Raw genomic sequence first — 22,260 nt, 5'->3', positions numbered from 1 at the left:
TCACATCGGCAGCCGCAAATACCGATAGGCGTTCTTCCAGAAGAACGCCTCGCGATACGCCGCATACCCCGGCCGGTTCATCAACGCCAGGAAGAGGTCCAGATAGCGGCGCGTGCGTGTGACCACTTCGGGCATGTGCCAGTCCGAGCCATAGGCCATCTTGTCGAGCAGCTCGAAAGGCCGGCCCGCCGCCTTCGCCGCCTGGCGCGCGCGCTGCAGATTGGCCTCGAAGCGCGCGAGCCCGTCGCCCTGCAGCAGCTCGGTCAGGGAGCCGACCTCGCAATAGACGCGGGGATAGGTGGTGCAGAGTTCGCTCACGATGCGCGCGAAATTGTCCTCGTGCTGCCATTCTTCGTCCGAGCGCGCGAGCCAGCCCGGCGAATGCAGCGGGCCGTTGCGCAACTGCCCGCCGCCCGCATGGCCCAGGCACAGGCGCAGCGCGTGCCAGCGCGGCTGCTCGAGCAGCGCGCGCCAGTGGCGTGGATGGGCATAGGCGCCCAGCCGCAGCCGGGTCTGGAAGCCCATGGGCGTGCAATGGGCGAACACCGGCAGGTCGCGCGCGATGCAGAAATCGAAGAAGGCATCGACGCGGGCCTGGATGGCCGGGTCATTGCCCTGGGGCTTGAAACCCATGGCCGGATAGAACTTGAAACCCGCAAACCCCTTGCCCAGCGAGTGCAGCGCGCGCGCGTGCCAGTCCTCGCGCCGTGGATCGAAGGCGCTGAAGCCGAAGATCCGCGCCGGATGCGCGCGCTGCAAGGCCTGCATGCGGTCCTCCTGCACCGGCTGCAAAGGGTAGAACGGCGCCTCCTGCCCGGGGAACGCCATCTGCATGTCGAGCAGGGAGTGCGCGGCCTGCAGCGGCGGCAGGCCCGCGCCGTAGCCGGCGAAGAGCTTTTGCAGCAGTTGCTCTTCCGAATGCAGCAGGGTCAGGAAAAAGGCCGGATAGTTGACGACTTCGCCCCAGGCCCTGGGGTCCATGAGCCGCGTCACGACCCACAGCGCCTTGCGCACCACGCGTTCGGCCCAGTGCAGGAAAGTCGAAAAACTCGCGGCCATTTCCGGATTTTGCTGCGCTGGCGTTTCCGGCGTTTCCTGCGCTTCGGGCGAACGCGGGCCAGGCCAGCCTTCGGCCGCGTAGTCGATCTGGTCGAGGGTCAGCAGGATGTCCATGAGCTGCGACGCGCGCAGACGGTCGAAGACGGGCGCCGCCAGCGACTGCTCGAGCTGGGGCAGCGCGCCCTGCTCCACGGCGTCGAGCGAGCCCGTGCCCAGCAGCAGTTCGTACTCCACCATGTGCCAGATATGCTCCAGGCATTCGAGCTCCAGCGTGTCGCCCGCGGCCTGCGAAAACACGGCTTCGACAGGCACATCCGCGTAGGCCGAGCCCGTCAATGCCTGCAGCAGCCGCGCGACCTGGCGCGCCAGCGCGCTCGCGTCGCGGCCCATCGCATGGGCAATGACGCTGGCCAGCGGCACATAGCGCGCATTGAACAGATGCGTGTGCAAATCAAAGATGCGTGCGGGCAGTTGCATGACAATGGTCTCTTGCCTGATCTGCCCTCATTACAGCGAAAAAAAGGCCCCTGCAGGCAATGCAGGGGCCTTTCATCCGGGTATTGCAGTCCCTGAACCTCAGCGGGGTTGTCGCAGCAGGTGCTTCTGGATCTTGCCGCTGGTGGTCTTGGGCAGGGAGTCGACGAAATGGTAGCGGCGCGGGCGCTTGTAGGCCGCGAGGCGATCGCCGTGGACCAGGAAGGCGTCGAGCTGGGCCGCATCGGCGGCATCCGCCGCTGCCTTGCGCACCACATGCGCCACGACCACCTGGCCCCAGCGCTCGTCGGCCTCGCCGACCACGGCCACTTCGAGCACGCCCGGGTGCTCGACCAGCGCGTCCTCGACTTCGCGCGGATAGACGTTCTCGGCGCCCGAGTTGATCATGTAATCCATGCGATCGCGTATCCACAGATAGCCGTCGGCGTCGAGGTGGCCCATGTCGCCCGTGTGGTACCAGCCATGGGCCAGCGCGCGCGCGTTGGCGTCGGGACGGTGCAGGTAGCCGGCCATCATGCACGGGCCGCGCACCAGGATTTCGCCGACTTCGCCGACGGCGCAGCGCGCGGCCGGATCGGTCGGGCTGCCGTCGGCGGGAATGCGCGCGACGATCAGGTCGTGGCTCAGCGCCGGCAGGCCGGCCGAGCCCGCGTGCGACAGCTGCTCGTGCGGATAGAGCACCGACATGCACGGCCCCATCTCAGTGGTGCCGAACACCTGCACCAGGCCCGAGCCGACCTGGCGCGTCCATTCGCGTATCAGGTGCGGTGCCATCGAGGCGCCGCCGTATTCGACCAGGCGCAGGCTTTGCGTGTCGCGCGCGGCCAGCGTGGGCTCGTGCAGCAGCATGGCGACCATGGTCGGCGCGGCGAAGAAGAACGTGACTTTTTCCGCCTCGACCAGCCGCCAGGCCTCGGCCGCGTCAAAGCGCCGCTGCAGCACCAGCGTCGCACCAACCTGCAGGCGCGGCAGGAAGCTGGTGTGCAGCTCGGCCGTATGGTTGAGCGGCGCCACCGACAGGCCCACGTCCTCGCGCCGCAACTGCATCACCTGGTGCATCAGCGCGTTGTGCGCCAGCTTGCTGCGGTGGGTGTGCAGCACGCCCTTGGGGCGGCCCGTGGTGCCGCTGGTGTACATCAGGATGCAGGGGTCGGTCTCATCCAGCGCTACCAGCGGCGCATCGCTGGCGCGCCCCGCGGCCAGATCGCTCAGGCGCGCGCTTGCGCCCGCGGGCGTGGCGTCGGCCTGGCCTTCGTCGGCATAGATCCAGTGCGCGGGGCCTGCGCTGCCCTCGGCGAGCAAGGCCTGGGTGCGTGCCACGACATCGGCGACTTCGCGCTCGAAGACCAGCGCGCGCGCCTCGCCGTCCTGCAGGATGAACGCCAGCTCCTGCGGCGCGAGCCTGTAGTTGACCGGATTGAACACCGCGCCTATGCGCGCCGCGGCCAGCAGCGTGAACACGAAGGCCGGCGTGTTGTAGAGCAAGGCCGCGACCACATCACCGCGCGCTATGCCCAGCGCCAGCAGGCCATGGGCATGGCGATTGACTTCGGCGTCGAGCTGCGCATAGGTCCAGGCATGGCGCTGGCCGCCGTCCCAGGCCACGAGCGCCTCCTTGTGGGGCAGGTAGCGCGCAGGCCATGACAGGGTATCGCCCAGGGTGAGTTGCATTGAAAATCTCCGGGAATTCACGAATCTTGCCGGCGAGTGTAGGCTTCGCCTTATCGCTATCGGCAATTTGCATATGGTGCTGCGCCGCACCGCCTGACTGACCGGAGACCGCCATGACCACCGTGCCCAGCCCCCCGCCCCATTTCCCCCACGCCGCTCCCGGCGAACTGCTGCACACGCCGCTGCACTCGCTGCACCTCGAGCTCGGTGCGCGCATGGTCGACTTCGCGGGCTACCACCTGCCCGTGCAATATCCCCAGGGCCTGCTGGCCGAACACCTGCACACACGCGCGGCAGCGAGCCTGTTCGATGTCTCGCACATGGGCCAGCTGCGCCTGGTCGGCGCCGACACCGCGGGCGCGCTCGAGTCGCTGATGCCCATGGACCTGCTGGACCTGGCCCTGCACCGCCAGCGCTACGGCCTGCTGCTCAACGACGACGCCGGGGTACTCGACGACCTGATGCTGGTCCAGCGCGGCAACGATTTCCTGCTGGTCGTCAACGGCGCCTGCAAGCACACCGACCTGGCCCATCTGCAGGCGCGCATAGGCGAGCGCTGCGAGATCACGCCTTTGAGCGAGCACGCGCTGCTCGCGCTGCAGGGCCCGCTGGCGGTGGACGCGCTGCAGCGCCTGGTGCCCGGCGTCGAGCAACTGCTGTTCATGGACGGCGCGGCCTTTGTCTGGGAAGGCAGCGAGCTGTACATCACGCGCAGCGGCTATACAGGGGAAGACGGCTTTGAAATCTCGCTGCCCGGCCCGCTGGCCGAAGCCTTCGCGCGCGCGCTGCTGCACCACCCCGAAGTCGCGCCCGCGGGCCTGGGCGCGCGCAATTCGCTGCGCCTCGAAGCCGGACTGTGCCTTTATGGCAATGAACTCGACACCACGACCACGCCCGCCGAAGCCGGCCTGCTCTGGGCGGTGCAGAAAGTGCGCCGCGCGGGCGGCGCGCGCGCCGGCGGATTCCCCGGCGCCGAGCGCCTGCTCGCGCAGATCGCCGAGCCCGCGCTGCGCACCCGCCAGCGCGTGGGCCTGCGCGCGCTCGAGCGCGTGCCGGTGCGCGAGCCCGCTGCGCTGCACGATGCCGGCGGCCGGCAGGTCGGCCAGGTCACGAGCGGCCTGCTGTCGCCCACGCTGAACCAGCCCATTGCCCAGGCCTATGTGGAAACGGCCAGCGCCGCGCCCGGCACGCGCCTGCAGGCCCTGGTGCGCGGCAAGCCCGTGCCCATGGAAGTCACGGCCATGCCTTTCGTCGCGAGCCGCTATTACCGCGGATGAAGCGTCGTATCTGGCACGCGGCGTGCCGCCAACGGGATACAGTGAGGGGTACCGCTTTGCGTTTTTCTTTTTTGTTTTTCCTGGAGTTCTCATGAGCGTTCAATTTTCCAAAGACCACGAGTGGATCAACGCCACCGACCCGGCCGCAGCCGTGGTGGGCATCACCGTGCACGCGCAGGATGCGCTGGGCGATGTGGTGTTCGTCGACCTGCCCGAAGTCGGCAAGACGTTTGCCCAGGGTGAGGTCGCGGGCGTCGTCGAGTCCGTCAAGGCCGCGGCCGACATCTACATGCCGGTGAGCGGCGAGATCGTCGAAGTCAACGAAGCGCTGCGCGACGACCCGTCGCTGGCCAACTCCGACCCGCTGGCGGGCGGCTGGTTCTTCAAGATCAAGCTCAGCGACCCCGCGCAGCTCGAAGGCCTGCTCGACGAAGCGGCCTACACCGCCTTCGCGCAGAGCGCGTAAGCGTATAGGCGCCCAGGCGCCTGCGCCAGGCACGGGAATGTGCCCGGCAGATCCCATTGCTTTCGACTTCTCCCTAGGTCCTGCCATGACGATGCCCCATGTTCCCGCGCTGCATTCCCTTGAAAACCCCGACGAGTTCGTCGCCCGGCATATCGGGCCCGGCGAGGAAGACGAAGCACTGATGCTGTCGATGGTCGGCGCCGCCTCGCGCGCCGCGCTGATCGCCGAGATCGTGCCGCCCGGCATTGCGCGGCGCACGGCCATGCAACTGCCGCCAGCCGTGGGCGAAGCCCAGGCGCTGGCCGAGCTGCAGCGGCTGGCCGCGCGCAACCAGCAGCTCAGGAGCTTCATCGGCCAGGGCTATTACGGCACGCATACGCCGGGCGTGATCCTGCGCAACGTGCTCGAGAACCCGGCCTGGTACACGGCCTATACGCCCTACCAGGCGGAGATTTCCCAGGGCCGGATGGAAGCGCTGATCAATTTCCAGACCATGGTCTGCGACCTGACGGCCATGCCCATCGCCAATGCCTCGCTGCTCGACGAGGCCACGGCCGCGGCCGAAGCCATGACGCTGGCGCTGCGCATGACGCAGTCTGCGAGCCGGCGTTTCGTGGTCTCGGCCGGCACCCACCCGCAGACCATGGAAGTCATACAGACGCGCGCGCGGCCGCTGGGCATAGAAGTGCTGGTGCCCGATTCGCCCTCGGCCTGGCAGCAGGCGCTCGAAGGCGACTATTTCGCGGCGCTCGCGCAGTATCCCGCGACCGACGGCCGTATCAGCTACCTCGGCGCCGACGCGGCGCTGGCGCATTCGCGCCAGGCGGCGTTCATCGTCGCCACCGACCTGCTGGCCCTGACGCTGCTCACGCCGCCCGGCGAATGGGGCGCGGACATCGTGGTCGGCAGCAGCCAGCGCCTGGGCATGCCCATGGGCGCGGGCGGCCCGCACGCGGCGTTCATGGCCTGCCGCGATGCCTACAAGCGCGCGCTGCCCGGGCGCATCGTCGGCGTGAGCCGCGACGCCCAGGGCCAGCCCGCGTACCGCCTCGCGCTGCAGACGCGCGAGCAGCATATCCGGCGCGAAAAGGCCACGAGCAATATCTGCACCGCCCAGGTGCTGCCCGCGGTCGTCGCGAGCATGTACGCGGTCTACCACGGCCCCGAAGGCCTCACGCGCATCGCGCTGCGCGTGGCGCGCTACTGCGCCATCCTCGCCCAGGGCCTGGCGCAGCTGGGCCACGAGGTCGCCGGGCACGGCAGTTTCGACACCTTGCTGGTGCACACCGGCGCGGCCACCGACGCGCTCGCGCAGCGCGCCGTCGCCCTGGGCGCCAACCTGCGTCGCCATTCGCGCGAGGCGCTGGGCATCGCGCTCGATGAAACCACGACGCGCGCCGACATTGCGCTGCTGTGGCAGATCTTTGCCGCGCCCGGGCAGGCGCTGCCCGATGTCGCGGCGCTCGAAGCCGGCACCGCGCTGCGCATTCCCGCGGCGCTGCGCCGCGCCAGCCGCTTTCTCACGCACCCGGTGTTCAACGTCCACCATGCCGAGACCGCGATGCTGCGCTATATCCGCGCGCTGTCGGACAAGGACCTCGCGCTCGACCGCACGATGATTCCGCTGGGCTCGTGCACCATGAAGCTCAACGCGACCAGCGAGATGATTCCCATCACCTGGCCCGCGTTCGCGCAGATCCACCCGTTCGCGCCGCCCGAGCAGCTCGCGGGCTACCAGCAGCTCGACGCCGAGCTGCGCGCCTGGCTTTGCGAAGCCACGGGCTATGCGGGCATCAGCCTGCAGCCCAATGCGGGCTCGCAGGGCGAATACGCGGGCCTGCTGGCCATCCACGCCTACCATGCGGCAAACGGCCAGGGCCAGCGCGACATCTGCCTGATCCCGTCGAGCGCGCATGGCACCAACCCGGCCAGCGCGCAGATGGCCGGGCTCGAAGTCGTGGTCACGGCCTGCGATGCCCAGGGCAATGTGGACCTCGCCGACCTCGCCGACAAATGCGCGCAGTACAGCGAGCGCCTGTCGTGCGTGATGATCACCTACCCGAGCACACACGGCGTGTTCGAGTCCCGCGTCGAGGAGCTGTGCGCGCTGGTGCACCGCCACGGCGGGCGTGTCTACGTCGACGGCGCGAACATGAACGCGCTGGTGGGCATTGCCGCGCCCGGGGCGTTCGGCGGCGACGTGAGCCACCTGAACCTGCACAAGACGTTCTGCATTCCGCACGGCGGCGGCGGCCCGGGCGTGGGCCCGGTCTGCGTGGTCGAGGACCTCGTGCCCTTCCTGCCCGGCCATGCGACCACGGGCCTCGTGTCGGGCGTGGGCGCGGTGAGCGCCGCGCCGCTGGGCAATGCCGCGGTGCTGCCGATCAGCTGGATGTACATGCGCATGATGGGCGCCGAGGGCCTGCAGCGCGCGAGCGAGACCGCCATCCTCAGCGCCAACTACATCAGCTGCCGGCTGCAGGCGCACTACCCGACGCTCTATGCGAGTGCCGGGGCCGCGGGCCAGCGCGCGCGCGTGGGCCATGAGTGCATTCTCGACCTGCGCGGCTTCAAGGCCACGAGCGGCGTGACGGCCGAAGACGTGGCCAAGCGGCTGATCGACTACGGCCTGCATGCGCCGACGCTGTCCTTTCCCGTGCCCAACACGCTGATGGTCGAGCCCACGGAAAGCGAGCCATTGGCCGAAATCGAACGCTTCATTGCGGCGATGATCGCGATCCGCGCGGAAATCCGCGAGATCGAGTCGGGGGCAGTGTCGCGTACCGACAACGTTCTGAAGAACGCGCCGCACACCGCGGCCGCGCTGCTCGCCGCCGACTGGCCCCACCCGCACAGCCGCGAACAGGCGGCATTTCCGCAGCCCGGCCTGCGCCACGCGAAGTACTGGCCGCCCGTGGCGCGCATAGACAACGTGCACGGCGACCGCAACCTGCACTGCAGCTGCATTCCCCTGGATTCCTACACGCACTGAGCCTGGGCAGCCCTTGTGCGGGTGCCTGCGAGCGGGAACATGCCGGATTCAAGCGCAGCGAATGCCAACTGCGCAATGGATAACTGAGTCAACTGCCGGTCCACTTGGCTTCAGGCTTGTGGCGCCGGGGGCTGCCGCTTAAACTCGCGGCGTCTGCGGAGCCTCTGCCGTACGGCCAATGCACCACCTTTCATGAGCCGTCCCGACCTGTCCTTTCTCCTGCGCAAAGACGATCCCCAGGGCCTGCACGCCCTGATGGGGCCCGAGCCCCACGACGTGACGCCCCTGCCGTGGCCGCAGGAAGTGGTCGAGCCCGTGGCCGAGGAGCCGCTGGCCGCGCTGGTCGCCGAGCTGCGCAACTACCAGCACGAGCTGGAGATCCAGAACAAGGTCCTCGACTACAGCCAGGCCGTGGCCGAAAGCGCGTCCGAGCGCTTCGAGGCGCTGTTCGCGAGCATCCCGCTGCCGCTGCTGGTGCTCGACGAGCACGACATGGTGATCCAGGCCAACGCCATGGCGCACAACGCCTTCCAGCCGACCGAACGCGACCGCATCCTCGTGTCGTTCATGCCGCTGGTCAGCGAAGCGCATGCCGACCGCGTCTGCGAAGCTTTCATGGAAGCGCGCGAGCGCGGCGGCAGCGAAGTCCATGAAGTGGTCTTCACCATCAGCGACGAAGTCCATCTCTGCGGCGACCTGCACATCGCCTGCATTGAAATACCGCAGAAGAAAGGGCCGCCGATCGCCCAGTTTCTGTGTGCCGTGGTCGACCAGGGGCCTTTGCTTGCCGAGCGGCTGACGCTGCAGGAACGCAACAAGCAGCTGTTTGCGAGCGAGCGCCGGCTCGAATCGGTGATCAATTCGAGCCTCGACGCCATCCTCTGCGTGGACAACGCGCAACGCATCACGGTCTTCAACCCCACGGCCGCGGCCTTGTTCACCTGCGCGGCCGAAGATGCGCTGGGCAGCCCGCTCGAGCGCTTCCTGCCCGACGCCGCGAGCGCGCTCGAGTTCGCCGCACTCACCACGCAGGCCGTGCTCGGCGAGATGGAAGCGCGCACGGCCAGCGGCAAGCAGCTCGCCGTCGAAGTCAGCCTGGCCTTCGAGCAGCATGGTGGCGGGGAAACCACGACCACGGTGTTCGCGCGCGATCTGAGCAGCCGCAAGAAAGCCGAAGCCCACCGCAGCGAGCTCGAGGCCCAGCTGCGCGAATCCCACAAGATGCAGGCCGTGGGCACCATGGCCGGCGGCATCGCCCACGACTTCAACAACATCGTCGGCGCGATCCTGGGCAATGTCGAACTCGCGCGCGCCGACTGCCCCGAGGGCTCGACGCTGCTCGAGAGCCTGCTTGAAATCGAGAAGGCCGGCCGGCGCGCGCGCGACCTGGTGCGCCAGATCCTGACGTTCAGCCGCAACGAGCCGCCCAAGCGCTGCGCCGTGCAGGCCGCCGAAGTGATACGCGATACCGAGCGCCTGCTGCGCGTGACGCTGCCGCCGGCGATCGCGCTGCACTCGCATATAGCACCCCAGTTGCCCGCGCTGCTCGCCGATGCGACCCAGGTCGAGCAGGCACTGTTCAACCTGACCACGAATGCCGTGCATGCGATCGGCGACGCGCGCGGCATGGTGCAGGTCACGGCCAGCCTCGCGCTTGCCGACCAGCGCCTGAGCGACCGCCTGGGCCTGCCCCTGGCCAACTATGTCGCGCTGAGCGTGCAGGACAACGGCCCGGGAATCGACGCCGCGACGCTGCAGCGCATTTTCGAGCCCTTCTTCACGACCAAGCCCGTGGGCCAGGGCACGGGCCTGGGCCTGGCCGTGGTGCATGGCGTGATGCGCACCCATGGCGGTGCGGTCGACGTCACGAGCACGCTGGGCGAAGGCAGCCGGTTCACGCTCTACTTCCCCGTGGCCAGCGGCTCGGCGCCGGTGATCGCCGCGCCGATCGCGCGCCGCCCCGCGCTCGACGCCCCGCCTGCGGACGGCGCCGCGCCCGACGGCGCGCCGCGCAGGCATGTGATGTACGTCGATGACGACCAGGCGCTGGTGTTCCTGGTGCAGCGGCTGCTGCGCCGACGCGGCTACGACGTCAGCGGCTTCACCGATCCGCGCGAAGCCATGGCCGCGCTCGAGGCCGCGCCCGCGCATTACGACCTGCTGGTCACCGACTACAACATGCCCGGTTTCTGCGGCGTGGACCTGGTGCGCGCGGCCCTCGCCACCCGCCCCGGCCTGCCGGTGGCGCTGGCCTCGGGCTACGTCACGACCGAGATCGAAGCCGAGGCCCTGGCTGCGGGCGCGCGGGCGCTGATCCACAAGCCCAACGACGTCGAGGAGCTGTGCACCACCGTCGACCAGCTCATGAACCAGCCGCTGCGCGACTGACATGATGGCCGCCGACCAAGCACTGCGCTGCATCGCGGCCGATGACGCGCTGCTGGTGCTGGGCAAACCCCCGGGCCTGCTGTGCGTGCCCGGCCGCGGCGAAGACAAGCAGGACTGCCTGAGCGCGCGCGTCCAGGCGCTGTGGCCTCAGGCGCTGGTCGTGCACCGGCTCGACATGGCGACGTCGGGCCTGGTGCTGATGGCGCTGTCGCCGCCGGTGCAGCGCCAGCTGAGCCTGGCGTTCGAGCAGCGCGCGGTGCACAAGCGCTATGTGGCCATCGTTCACGGGCTGTTGATGCCCGAAGGCGAGGCGAACGACACATGGCAGACCATAGACGCACCGATCGCGGCCGACTGGCCGCGCCGGCCGCTGCGCATCATTGACGCCGCCGGCAAGCCCAGCCAGACGCGCTGGCGCGTGCTGGCCCACAACCCGCCGGGCTGGCCCGGCTGCACACGCGTGGCGCTCGAGCCCCTCACCGGCCGCACCCACCAGCTGCGCCTGCACCTGGCCCATCTGGGCCACCCTATCCTGGGCGACGCGCTCTACGCGAGCGAGGCCATTGCCGCTGCCGCGCCGCGCCTGATGCTGCATGCCGAGCATCTCGCACTGGCCCACCCGCAAACGGGCGACTGGCGCGCATTCGACCTGCCCGCGCCGTTCTGAAACGGCCTGAAACAACCCCGCTGCGCGCCGCTGCACCCTGAACAGCGCGCGCCGCAGCCCGTCCCCTGGCATATACCCTATTGCGGCCTTTGCAGGCCGGCATAAGCTGGGACTCCTACGGCTCGTAACCCCCGCCATTCAAGGAGATCGCCATGCAAAAACCTTTTCGCCTGTCTGTCCTGGTCGCCGCGCTGGGCCTGGCCGCCGCGGGCCTGCTGCCCCTGGCCCATGCGCAGAACATCCGCATCGCCATGGTCATCCCGACCACGGGCGCGTTGACCCAATATGGCGACATGGTCAAGGAAGGTGCGTCCACGGCCGTAGAAATGGCCAATGCCGCGGGCGGCATCCAGGGCAAGAACATCGAGCTCGTGCCCGTCGATGACGCCTGCGAGCCCAAGCAGGGCCCGGTCGCGGCCAACCGCGTGGTCAACGCCAAGATCGGCTATGTGGTCGGGCCCGTGTGCTCGGGCGCGGCCATTGCCGCCGCGCCAATCTACAACAATGAGGGCGTGGTCGTCGTGACCCCTTCGGCGACCTCGCCCGCGCTGACCGACGGCAAGAACTTCCACTACATCTTCCGCACCATCGGCCGCGACGACCAGCAAGGCCCGTCGGCCGCGAAATTCATCATCGGCACGGCCAAGCCCAAGAAGGTCGCGGTGGTGCACGACAAGCAGTCGTACGGCCAGGGCATCGCGACCTCGGTGCGCGACGCACTGAGAAAGGCCGGCATCAACGTCGCGCTGTTCGAAGGCATCAACGCCGGCGACAGCGACTATTCGGCCGTGATCACCAAGCTCAAGAGCAATGGGGTGGACTTCGTCTACTACGGCGGCTACCACCCCGAAATGGGCCTGCTGCTGCGCCAGGCCGCCGAGCAGGGGCTCAAGGTGCGCATGATGGGCCCCGAAGGCGTGGGCAACCCCGAAGTCAACGCCATTGCCGGCGATGCGGTCGAAGGCATGCTCGTGACCCTGCCCGCCGACTTCGCGGCCAATCCCAAGAATGCCGCCGTGGTCAAGGCCTTCCAGGACAAGAAGCGCAACCCCTCGGGCGCGTTCCAGCTGACGTCCTATGCGGCGGTGCAAGTGCTGCTCGAGAGCATCAAGGCCGTGGGCGACAACCCCGCCAAGGTCGCCGACCACATGCACAAGTCCAGCTTCGACACGGCGCTGGGCACCGTGGGCTGGAACAAGCAGGGTGACCTCAACGCCTTTGACTTCCAGGTCTTTGAATGGCATAAGGACGGCAGCAAGACAGCGGCCGTCAAGTAAGGCCTGCTCCGCGCGCATCGGGGGTGTGCAGCAACGCTGTCCACCTCCGGTGCAGATGTCATTTCTGGCGGAAGGTGGTGACCGATGGAAGATTTCCTGCCCCAGCTGCTGCAGCAGCTGTTCAACGGGCTCTCGCTGGGCGCGATCTATGCGCTGATCGCCATCGGCTACACGATGGTCTACGGCATCATCGGCATGATCAACTTCGCGCATGGCGACATCTACATGATCGGCGCCTATGTGGGCCTGGTCACGCTGTCGGCCGTGGGCACGCAGGGCGGCGTGCCGATCTGGCTGGTGATAGGCCTGATGCTGGTCGTGGCCGCGATCATCACCGGCGTCTACGGTTTCGTCGTCGAACAGGTGGCCTACAAGCCGATACGCAACAGCCCGCGGCTGGTGGCGCTGATCTCGGCGATCGGCATGTCGATCTTCCTGCAGAACTGGGTCGCGCTCGGCCAGGGCGCGCGCGACATGGCCGTGCCTTCGCTCTTGCCCGGCGCGCTGCAGTTCGGTGGCGCCAACGGCAGCTTCGAGATCTTCATCCCCTATACGCGCATCATGATCATCGTGGTCGCGGTGGTGCTGATGGTGCTGCTCACGCTCTACATCCGCCACTCGCGCATGGGCCGGGCCTCGCGCGCCTGCGCCCAGGACATGCACATGGCCAACCTGCTGGGCATCAACACCCACCGCGTGATCTCGTTCACCTTCATTCTCGGCGCGGTGCTCGCGGCCGTGGGCGGGGTGCTGATCGCGCTGGCCGTGGGCAAGCTCAACCCGTTCATCGGCTTTCTCGCCGGCATCAAGGCCTTCACCGCGGCCGTGCTCGGCGGCATAGGCAGCATTCCCGGCGCCATGCTCGGCGGCGTGCTGCTGGGCGTGGCCGAGACGCTGGCCGCAGCCTACATTTCCTCGGAATACAAGGACATCGTGGCGTTCTCGCTGCTGGTATTGATCCTGCTCGTGCGCCCCACGGGCCTTCTCGGCAAACCTGAAGTGGAGAAAGTCTAATGACGGCCGCCTCCCTGCTGCGACACAATCTGCGCGACGCGCTGATCGCCAGCGTGCTCACGGCGCTGGTCACACTGCCCATCTTCGGCCTGCACCTCGAGCGCGCGGGCACGCGCACCATCATCGTGCCGCACTGGGGCACGGTGGCCTGGGCCTGCGCCCTGGTGTTCGTGGTGCAGTTGCTGCGCCCCTGGCTGGCGCGCGGTTTTGCGCGCATGCCGCGCCTGCCGCGCCCGGCGCTGCCGGCCGTAGGCGACCGCCAGCGCCAGGGCCTGATGCTCGCCGCGCTGCTGATCGCGGTCTCCTGGCCGTTCTTCGCGGGCCGCAATGCGGTCGACATCGCGACGCTGGCGATGATCTACGTGATGCTGGGCCTGGGCCTGAACATCGTCGTCGGCTTCGCGGGCCTGCTCGACCTGGGCTTTGTCGGCTTCTACGCGGTCGGCGCCTACACCTATGCGCTGCTGTTCCACTGGGCCGGATGGAGCTTCTGGGAAGCCCTGCCGCTGGCCGGGGCCATGGCCGCGATGTTCGGCTTCGTTCTCGGCTTTCCGGTGCTGCGCCTGCGCGGCGACTACCTCGCGATCGTGACGCTGGGCTTTGGCGAAATCATCCGGCTGCTGCTGATCAACCTCACGAGCCTGACCGGCGGACCCGACGGCATCTCGGGGATCCCCAAGCCCACGGTGTTCGGGCTCGAACTCACGCGCAGCGCCAGCACCGAAGGCGCCACCACCTTCCACCAGTTCTTCGGCATAGAGTTCCAGTCGCTGCACATGGTGATCGCGCTGTACCTGATGGCGCTCGCGCTGGCGCTGATCACGCTGTGGATTTCGAACCGGCTGATCCGCATGCCCATAGGCCGGGCCTGGGAAGCGCTGCGCGAGGACGAGATCGCCAGCCGCTCGCTGGGCCTGCACCCTATGAAGATCAAGCTGTCGGCGTTCACGCTGGGCGCGATGTTCGCCGGCCTGGGCGGCGCGTTCTTCGCCGCGCGCCAGGGCATCGTCAGCCCCGAATCGTTCACTTTCATCGAGTCGGCCCTGATTTTGGCGATCGTCGTGCTCGGCGGCATGGGCTCGCAGCTGGGCGTGATCATCGCCGCCATCCTGCTCACGGTGCTGCCCGAGCTCGCGCGCGAGTTTTCCGAGTACCGCATGCTGATCTTCGGCCTGGTGATGATTCTGATGATGGTCTGGCGCCCGCAAGGCCTGCTGCCTATGAAGCGCCCCCATCTGGAGGTCGGCCCATGAGCGCGGCCCTGCTCGAAGTCGAGGCGCTGAGCATGCGCTTTGGCGGCCTGCTGGCCGTCGACACGGTGGGGTTCTCGCTGCACCCGCGCGAAGTGTTTGCCATCATCGGCCCCAACGGCGCGGGCAAGACCACGGTGTTCAACTGCATCAGCGGCTTCTACCAGCCCAGCGCGGGCCGCATTTCGCTGGCCGGGCGCAGCATCGCCGGCCTGGGCAGCCACAACGTCGCGCGCCGCGGCGTGGTGCGCACGTTCCAGAACGTGCGGCTGTTCAAGTCGATGACCGCGCTGGAGAACCTGCTGGTCGCCCAGCACCGCCAGATGCGCACCTCGTTTCTCGCCGGGCTGTTCAATACCGCGGGCTACCGGCGCGCCGAGCAGCAGGCGCTGGACAACGCGCTGCACTGGCTCGACTACATGGGCCTGCGCGCCTACGCCAACCGGCCCGCGGGCAATCTCGCCTATGGCCACCAGCGCCGGCTCGAGATCGCGCGCTGCATGATCACCCGGCCCCAGGTGCTGATGCTCGACGAGCCGGCCGCAGGCCTCAATCCGCAGGAAAAGAAGGACCTGCAGCAGCTCATAGACCAGCTGCGCCAGCAGCATGACGTGGCCGTGCTGCTGATCGAGCACGACATGGGTCTGGTGATGGGCGTCTCGGAGCGCATCCTGGTCATGGAGTACGGCAAGCCGATCGCCACGGGCACGCCCGAAGCCATTCGCCACGACGAACGGGTCATCAAGGCCTATCTGGGAGAGGCCTGATGGCGGCGATGCTGCAATTCAAAAACGTGTCCACCCACTACGGCGCGATCTGCGCGGTCAACGACGTGAGCCTCGAAGTCCACGCGGGCGAGATCGTGACGCTGATCGGCAGCAACGGCGCGGGCAAGACCTCGCTGCTGATGACGCTGTGCGGCACGCCGCGCGCGAGCAGCGGCCGCGTGGTCTTCGACGGCGAAGACATCACGCTGCTGCCCACCCACCTGATCATGCGCAAGGGGATTGCGATCTCGCCCGAAGGGCGGCGCGTGTTCCCCCACCTCACCGTGACCGAAAACCTGATGATGGGCGGCTTCTTTCAGGGCAAGGAGGAGATCCGCGACGGCATGGAGCATGTGTTCGGACTGTTTCCCCGGCTGCGCGAGCGTGCGCGCCAGCGCGGCGCGACCATGTCGGGCGGCGAGCAGCAGATGCTGGCCATAGGCCGGGCGCTGATGAGCCGGCCCCGGCTGCTGCTCATGGACGAGCCCACGCTGGGCCTGGCGCCGCTGATCATCGCGCAGATCTTCGAGATCATCCAGACGATTCGCGCGGCCGGCGTCACGGTGTTTCTCGTCGAGCAGAACGCGAACCGCGCGCTGCAGATCGCCGACCGCGGCTATGTGCTCGAGACCGGGCGCGTGGTGCTGCACGACACGGGCGCCAACCTGCTGCGCAATGACGCGGTGCGCGCGGCGTATCTGGGGGCGTAGCCATGTGGCATGCGTCACTCCATTGCCCCCTGCCCCAGGCCATTACCATAGGCATATGACATCCCATCTGATTTTCCTCACCGGCGGCTCGCGCGGCATGGGCCTGGCCATGGCGCGGCAGTTGCTGCACCCCGACCACACGCTGATCTGCCTGGCGCGCCATCGCAATGACGCCCTCGCCGACGCCGCTGCGGCCGCGGGCGCGCCCCTGGAGCAATGGCAGGTCGACCTCGCAGCCCCGGCCGAAGCCGCGGCCCGGTTGAGCGACTGGCTCAGGCAGCAGCCTTCGGGCCGGTACCCGCAGGTCACGCTGATCAACAACGCCGGCGCCATGCCGCCGATCGCGCCGCTGTCCTCGCTCACGCCCGCGCAGCTGTCGCCCGCCTTGCGCGTGGGCTTCGAGGCGCCGATGCTGCTCACGGCCGCGTTTCTCGGCGCGACCGAGCACTGGCCCGCCAGGCGCAAGGTGCTCAATATCTCGTCGGGCCTGGGCCGGCGCGCGATGGCCTCGCAGGCCGCCTACTGCGCGGCCAAGGCCGGCATGGACCATTTCACGCGCTGCGTGGCGCTGGAGGAAGCGCTCAAGCCGCATGGCGCCAGGATCTGTTCGCTGGCGCCCGGCGTGATCGATACCGATATGCAGGTGCAATTGCGCAATGCCGACCCGGCAGCATTTCCCGACCTGCAGCGTTTTACTGATCTCAAGGCCCACGATCAACTGGCGTCACCCGATGAAGCCGCGGCCCAGGTGCTGGCCTGGCTGCGGCGCGCGGATTTTGGCGCGGAACCCATAGCGGATGTGCGTCAGGCCTGACGCGCCACGGCCAATGGCCCGTTGACGCGTCCTGCTACCCCGTGCACTCGGCCGCCGGGGTAACAAAATGCAGTAAGCTCCTGTTCCCAGCCCGCGTCCCGTGGGCCACACAGGGCAGTGCACCAGATCGGCGGCGCTGCCGGTGATCGCACAGTCGGCAACCCCGCTGTGCATGGCACGGGCTGTGAGACGGTGAAGGCCTTGCGCCTTGCCGTTCCTCTACGACCTAGAGACAAACACCCATTGATGGCGGAAACACCCTCCCCGATCATCGAATCTTGCCCATTTTGTTTCAGCAAGCGGCTGCGACGCCCGACTGCCACCAGCCGTCGCGCGTGTCCGGCCCGCTGTTCCTTTCGATCCGTCACCGGAGTTTGTTGTTCCATGTTTCGCCCACTGATCACCGCCACCGTCGTGGCCTGCGCCTTCACGGCGAGTTTCACCGCCGCCGCCCAGCAGCCCGCTGCCGACTACCCGAACAAGGCCATACGCATGGTCATTCCGTTTCCTCCGGGCGGCGGCACCGACATCCTGGCCCGCGTCGTGGCCAACAAGCTCACCGAAGTCACGAAGTGGACCGTGGTGCCCGAGAACAAGGCCGGCGCCGGCGGCACCATAGGCATCACCGATGCCGCCAAGTCCGCGCCCACGGGCTATGACATGGTCATGGGCCAGAAGGACAACCTGGTGCTGGGCCCGTACCTGTACAAGAACCTGCCCTGGGACCCGGTGCGCGACCTGACGCCCGTCGCCCATGTGGCCTACACGCCCGTCGTGATCGCCACCAGCGTGAACTCGCCCTACAAGACCGTGGCCGATGTGATCGCCGCGGCCAAGGCCGATCCCGGCAAGATCACCTATGGCTCGCCCGGCAATGGCACGAGCATCCATATCGCGGGCGTGCTGCTTGAAAAGGCCGCGTCGGTGCAGCTGACCCACGTGCCCTACAAGGGCTCCAACCCCGCGCTGATGGATGCGCTCGCGGGCAATGTGGACCTGCTGGTGTCGTCCGTGCCTTCGGCCATCGCCCAGATCAAGGCCGGCAAGCTGCGTGCCCTGGCCGTGACTTCGGCCAAGCGCTCGACTTCGCTGCCCGACGTTCCCACCCTCGCCGAAAGCGGCATCAAGGGCTTCGACGTCAGCACCTGGTACGGCCTGTTCATGCCCGCGGGCACGCCTGCGGCCATCGTCTCCAAGGTCAATGCCGAAGTCAACCAGCTGCTGACCATGCCTGAAATCCGCGACGCCATCCTGGCCCAGGGCGCAGAGCCCCAGGCAATGAGCGTGGCCAACTTCGACAAGATGTTCAAGGCCGACTTCAAGGCGTCCAAGCAGCTCGTCGAAGACTCGGGCGCGAAGATCCAGTAAGACCCCGGAATTGCGCTGCAGCGCCCTGCCCCTTGACGGGGGCCAGGGCGCTTTGCATTGGGGAGCGCGCTGCGGCGCCCGACGCAGAGGCGCCCGGCACTGCCTCAGCGGGCGTTGGCGCGCAGCTTTTCCTCGGGCAGCCGCACATCGAGCAGGCGGTCGCCCTGCGCATCGCGGATGCGGGTCTGCAGGCCCATGCGGTTCATCAGCGCGATGAACGGCACCGGGTCGAGTTCCTCGACATTGGCCATCTGGCCCACGTCCCAGATGCCATTGGCGATCAGCAGCGCAGCGGCGACGGCCGGCACGCCCGCGGTATAGGAAATCGCCTGGCTGCCGACTTCGGTGAAGCTCTCGCCATGGTCGCAGCTGTTGTAGATCAGCACTTCGTGCGGCTGCCCGTTCCTTTCGCCCTTGAGCAGGTCGCCTATGCAGGTCTTGCCCTGGTAGTCTGGCGCCAGCGACGCCGGGTCGGGCAGCACGGCCTTGACCACTTCGAGCGGCACCACCTCGAGCCCGCGCGCCGTGCGCACCGGCTGCTCCGACAGCAGGCCCAGGTTCTTGAGCACCGTGAAGACGTTGATGTAATGCGCGCTGAAGCCCATCCAGAAGCGGATATTGGGCACGTCCAGGTGCTGCGACAGCGAGTGCAGTTCGTCGTGGCCCGTGAGGTAGGTCGTGCTCACGCCCGTGACCGGCATGTCCCAGTCGCGCCGGTGCTCGAACATCGCGTTGGCCTTCCAGGCCCGGTCTTCCCAGGACCAGACGGTGGAGACGAACTCGCGGAAGTTGATTTCCGGGTCGAAATTGGTCGCGAAGTAGCGGCCGTGGCTGCCCGCATTGATGTCGATGATGTCGATCGAATCGACCCGGTCGAAACAGTGGTCCAGCGCATAGCGCGCATAGGCATTGACCACGCCCGGATCGAACCCCACGCCCAGGATCGCGGTCACGCCCGCATCGCGGCAGGCTTGGCGGCGCTTCCATTCGTGGTTGGCGTACCAGGGCGGCGTCTCGCAGACCTTGAGCGGGTCCTCGTGGATCGCGGTGTCGAGATAGGCCGCGCCGGTCTCCAGGCAGGCCGCGAGCACCGACATGTTGAGAAACGGCGAACCGACATTGATCACGATCTGGCTGTGGGTTGCGCGGATCAGGAACTTGGTCGCTTCCACATCCATCGCATCGAGTGCATGCGCCTGCAGCGTGCCCGGCTGCTGCAGGCTGTTCTTGGCGTGGATCGAGTCGATGATCGCCTGGCATTTGCCCAGCGTGCGCGAGGCAATGTGGATATGGCCAAGCAGGGCATTGTTTTGCGCGCATTTGTGCGCCACGACCTGTGCCACTCCTCCCGCGCCGATAATCAGAACATTACGCTTCATTGAATCACTCCCTCTCTTTCGTTCACATCGTTGCGTCGCCAGCCTCAGGACAGGCTGGCGACGTAATCCTCAAAGGTGAATTGGCGCACCACCCGCTCGCTGCCGTCGAGTTCGCGAACGGCAATGGCCGGCATGTGGATGCCGTTGAACCAGTTCTTCTTGACCATGGTGTAGGCGCCGGCGTCGGCGATCGACAGCCGGTCGCCCACCTGCAGCGGCTGGGCAAACCGGGCGTCGCCGAAAATATCGCCGGCCAGGCAGGTCTTGCCGCAGACCTGGTAGACATGCTCGCCCTCGCCGGAGCCGATCGCCGCGGTTTCACGGTAGATCAGCAGATCGAGCATGTGCGCTTCGGTCGAGCTGTCGACGACGGCCAGCGCCTTGCCGTTGAAGCCCACGTCGAGCACGCTGACTTCTAGCGTCGTGGTCTCGCGCACCGTGGCTTCGCCGGGCTCGAGATAGACCTGGACACCATGCGCCTGCGCGAAGCGGCGCAGGCGCGCGCAAAAGGCGTCAAGCGGGTAACCGGGCGCGGTAAAGCGTATGCCGCCGCCCAGGCTCACCCATTTGAGCCGGCCCAGGATCTCGCCGTAGCGCTGCTCGACATCGGTCAGCAAGGCGTCGAAACGCGCGAAGTCCTGGTTCTCGCAGTTGTTGTGGATCATCACGCCATCGATGGCGTCGATCACGGACAGGATGCGCGCCGGATCGGACTCGCCGAGCCGGCTGAAAGGCCGCGCCGGGTCGGCGAGATCGAAGCCCGCGCAGCTCACGCCGGGGTTGAGCCGCAGGCCCCGGGGCAAAGCGCGCGCCGCCGGCGCGAAGCGCTCGAGCTGGGCGATGGAGTTGAAGATGATCTTGTCGCTGTGGGCCACGACTTCCTCGATCTCGTGGTCGGCAAAGGCGACGCTGTAGGCATGCGTCTCGCCGCCGAACTTCTGCTGGCCCAGCTTGACCTCGTAAAGCGAGGACGACGTGGTGCCGTCCATGTGTTCGCGCATCAGGTCGAACACCGACCAGGTCGCAAAGCACTTGAGTGCCAGCAGCACCTTGGCGCCCGAATGCGCGCGCACATAGTCCATGGCCTGCAGGTTGCGCAGCAGCGCGGATTTGTCGATCAGATAGTAAGGGGTGGGGATCATTTCAGTCGTCGCTAACGCTAGGGTTCGCCTTCTTCGGCGGGCATCAGGTCGCGCTTGCGCGCGCGCGAAGCCTGCCGGTCTTTGCCCAGGTGATCTATGACCACCGTGGGCCGGTCGGAAAAGCGGGCGACGAGCGACAGCTGGCCGCCCACGCTTTCCACGTAATGCCGCAGCGTGGACAGCAGCATGTCGCTGCGTTTCTCGAGCCGGGAGATCGTGTCCTGGCCCACGCCCAGCGCGGCCGCGAGGTCTTCCTGGGTCTTGCCCGCGCCCTTGCGCAGGTCTTTGAGCCGGACCAACGGCAGCGGCGCATTCGCCGCCCGCTTTGCGGTATCAGGCATACGCTTGGTCGCCATATTGCAATTCCTTGAAGTCCGGAACGGACTCGGAATATGACTTTAACCACATATGGTCAGCAATGCATATCCTGCAGGCAATAGCGGCACGGAATGTGCGGCTTTATGCTCCTGGGCATCCAGGCCGCGCGGATCAGAACGGCAGGATGCCCGGCAGCAGCGGCCGGTCCAGCCGCTGAATCCACCATTTGAGCGCCTCGCCCATGCGCTCGGCGCTCCAGGCCAGCCAGAAGGTCTCGGGCGGGCGCGGCTGCCCGACCTGCAGCTCGACGAGCACGCCTTGCTCCAGGTCGGCGCGCACGCAGGCACGCGGCAGATATCCATGGCCCAGCCCCGCCGTCTGGGCCGCGATCTTGGCCTGCATGTTCGGCACGGTGACGCGCCGCTGCCCCATCAGCAGCCCGACGGTGCGCTCGACCGATGAACGCGCGCCATCCCCGACGACGATGGCCGTGTGCTCCAGCAGGTCGTCGCGCACCAGCGGCCGCGCAAGGCGCGCCAGCGGGTGCGTGGGCGTGACGCAGAAGGCGAACTCCAGGCTGCCCACCGCGACGGCCTTGTAGCCGCCCCCGGGCGGGCCCTCGCCCGCGGCGACGATCAGATCGGCGCGGCCTTCGCGCAGCATTTCCCAGGGACCGGTCAGCGCTTCGCTGCCTATGCGCAGGCGCGTGCCGCAGTCCAGGTCCTCGAACGCGCAGATATCGGGGTTGAAGGCGCTGGTGGGAATCAGCGAGTCATGCACCAGCCGCAGCTCCGACTCGAAGCCCGTCGCAATCTGCCGCATGCGCGACTCGAGCTGGCGCGCGGCCGCGAGCAGCCAGCGCCCTTCCTTGAGCAGCTCCTGGCCCGCGGGCGTGAGCGTGACGCGTGGGCCGCGGCGCACGAACAGCGCCAGGCCCAGCTGCTCTTCGAGCTTGGAGACCGCGTAGGAGATCGTCGACGGCACCTTGTGCAGCCGCTCGGCGGCGGCGGCGAACGAGCCGTGGCGGGCAATCGCGTCGACGATTTCCATGGCTTCGAGAGACAGTTTGAGCATGTTCGAAATTATCGATGATGAACCACCAAAACCTTCCATCTGCAAGCCTGCCAAACGCGCGAAACTGGCTTCACCGCCGCAAGAAACACAGGAAAACCCCGCGCATCTTGCAAAGATTGAATTTCATCGAAC

General features: G+C 67.6%; 18 protein-coding genes. 12 read left to right on the top strand and 6 right to left on the bottom strand.

Going from position 1 to position 22,260, the window contains the following annotated elements:
- Together GVL12_RS13750 and GVL12_RS13745 are read right to left on the bottom strand one after the other, a co-directional pair.
- Positions 1 to 1,536, bottom strand: a complete 1,536-nt coding sequence (locus GVL12_RS13750; RefSeq protein WP_159914886.1) for an amidohydrolase family protein — start codon at positions 1,534 to 1,536, stop codon at positions 1 to 3.
- Between the two features lie 99 nt (positions 1,537 to 1,635).
- A complete protein-coding gene (locus GVL12_RS13745) occupies positions 1,636 to 3,225 on the bottom strand; it encodes a long-chain-fatty-acid--CoA ligase (protein WP_159914884.1) in 1,590 nt (529 codons plus the stop codon).
- Between the two features lie 113 nt (positions 3,226 to 3,338).
- Here GVL12_RS13745 and gcvT point away from each other — a divergent pair, with 113 nt between their 5' ends.
- The 12 genes from gcvT (at position 3,339) to GVL12_RS13685 (ending at position 18,215) form a co-directional block, all read left to right on the top strand.
- Positions 3,339 to 4,502 carry a glycine cleavage system aminomethyltransferase GcvT gene (gene gcvT / locus GVL12_RS13740; RefSeq protein ID WP_159914882.1) on the top strand — a complete coding sequence of 388 codons (1,164 nt, stop codon included), beginning with the start codon at positions 3,339 to 3,341 and terminating at the stop codon, positions 4,500 to 4,502.
- A 91-nt stretch (positions 4,503 to 4,593) separates the two neighbouring features.
- Entirely contained in the window at positions 4,594 to 4,968 is a 375-nt protein-coding gene (gene gcvH, locus GVL12_RS13735) for a glycine cleavage system protein GcvH (RefSeq protein WP_159914880.1), read from the top strand.
- Positions 4,969 to 5,059: 91 nt separating this feature from the next.
- Positions 5,060 to 7,960: an aminomethyl-transferring glycine dehydrogenase gene (gcvP, locus tag GVL12_RS13730; protein WP_200843745.1), complete on the top strand. Its 2,901-nt coding sequence runs from the start codon at positions 5,060 to 5,062 to the stop codon at positions 7,958 to 7,960.
- Between the two features lie 192 nt (positions 7,961 to 8,152).
- Positions 8,153 to 10,348 (top strand): PAS domain-containing sensor histidine kinase, encoded by a 2,196-nt coding sequence (locus tag GVL12_RS13725; RefSeq protein WP_159914876.1) that lies wholly within the window; start codon positions 8,153 to 8,155, stop codon positions 10,346 to 10,348.
- A 4-nt stretch (positions 10,349 to 10,352) separates the two neighbouring features.
- On the top strand, positions 10,353 to 11,015 hold the full coding sequence (locus tag GVL12_RS13720; protein WP_200843741.1) for an RluA family pseudouridine synthase: 663 nt from the start codon (positions 10,353 to 10,355) through the stop codon (positions 11,013 to 11,015).
- Positions 11,016 to 11,167: 152 nt separating this feature from the next.
- Complete coding sequence (locus tag GVL12_RS13715; protein ID WP_159914872.1) at positions 11,168 to 12,292, top strand: high-affinity branched-chain amino acid ABC transporter substrate-binding protein; 1,125 nt, start codon at positions 11,168 to 11,170, stop codon at positions 12,290 to 12,292.
- A gap of 84 nt (positions 12,293 to 12,376) precedes the next feature.
- Positions 12,377 to 13,306 carry a high-affinity branched-chain amino acid ABC transporter permease LivH gene (livH, locus tag GVL12_RS13710; protein ID WP_159914870.1) on the top strand — a complete coding sequence of 310 codons (930 nt, stop codon included), beginning with the start codon at positions 12,377 to 12,379 and terminating at the stop codon, positions 13,304 to 13,306.
- A complete protein-coding gene (locus tag GVL12_RS13705) occupies positions 13,306 to 14,559 on the top strand; it encodes a high-affinity branched-chain amino acid ABC transporter permease LivM (RefSeq protein ID WP_159914868.1) in 1,254 nt (417 codons plus the stop codon). The genes livH and GVL12_RS13705 overlap by 1 nt, the downstream gene beginning before the upstream one ends.
- On the top strand, positions 14,556 to 15,323 hold the full coding sequence (gene livG / locus GVL12_RS13700; RefSeq protein ID WP_159914866.1) for a high-affinity branched-chain amino acid ABC transporter ATP-binding protein LivG: 768 nt from the start codon (positions 14,556 to 14,558) through the stop codon (positions 15,321 to 15,323). The genes GVL12_RS13705 and livG overlap by 4 nt, the downstream gene beginning before the upstream one ends.
- A gap of 8 nt (positions 15,324 to 15,331) precedes the next feature.
- Positions 15,332 to 16,033, top strand: coding sequence for an ABC transporter ATP-binding protein (locus GVL12_RS13695; RefSeq protein ID WP_159914864.1), 702 nt, complete (start codon positions 15,332 to 15,334; stop codon positions 16,031 to 16,033).
- Positions 16,034 to 16,088: 55 nt separating this feature from the next.
- On the top strand, positions 16,089 to 16,847 hold the full coding sequence (locus GVL12_RS13690; RefSeq protein ID WP_159914862.1) for an SDR family NAD(P)-dependent oxidoreductase: 759 nt from the start codon (positions 16,089 to 16,091) through the stop codon (positions 16,845 to 16,847).
- Between the two features lie 384 nt (positions 16,848 to 17,231).
- Positions 17,232 to 18,215, top strand: coding sequence for a tripartite tricarboxylate transporter substrate binding protein (locus GVL12_RS13685; protein ID WP_159914860.1), 984 nt, complete (start codon positions 17,232 to 17,234; stop codon positions 18,213 to 18,215).
- Positions 18,216 to 18,319: 104 nt separating this feature from the next.
- Here GVL12_RS13685 and GVL12_RS13680 read toward each other — a convergent pair whose 3' ends face one another.
- The 4 genes from GVL12_RS13680 to GVL12_RS13665 form a co-directional block, all read right to left on the bottom strand.
- A complete protein-coding gene (locus tag GVL12_RS13680; protein WP_159914858.1) occupies positions 18,320 to 19,594 on the bottom strand; it encodes a saccharopine dehydrogenase family protein in 1,275 nt (424 codons plus the stop codon).
- Positions 19,595 to 19,638: 44 nt separating this feature from the next.
- The gene (locus GVL12_RS13675; protein ID WP_159914856.1) at positions 19,639 to 20,736 is read right to left on the bottom strand and encodes a carboxynorspermidine decarboxylase; all 1,098 of its coding nucleotides are present in this window, start codon (positions 20,734 to 20,736) and stop codon (positions 19,639 to 19,641) included.
- A 17-nt stretch (positions 20,737 to 20,753) separates the two neighbouring features.
- Positions 20,754 to 21,077, bottom strand: coding sequence for a helix-turn-helix transcriptional regulator (locus tag GVL12_RS13670; RefSeq protein WP_200843740.1), 324 nt, complete (start codon positions 21,075 to 21,077; stop codon positions 20,754 to 20,756).
- Positions 21,078 to 21,225: 148 nt separating this feature from the next.
- Complete coding sequence (locus GVL12_RS13665) at positions 21,226 to 22,128, bottom strand: LysR family transcriptional regulator (RefSeq protein ID WP_159914852.1); 903 nt, start codon at positions 22,126 to 22,128, stop codon at positions 21,226 to 21,228.
- Positions 22,129 to 22,260: the final 132 nt, after the last annotated feature.

The organism is Pantoea sp. 18069 (assembly GCF_902706035.1).
GTDB lineage: Bacteria > Pseudomonadota > Gammaproteobacteria > Burkholderiales > Burkholderiaceae_C > Comamonas.
This window is presented reverse-complemented; position numbering and strand designations above follow the sequence as displayed.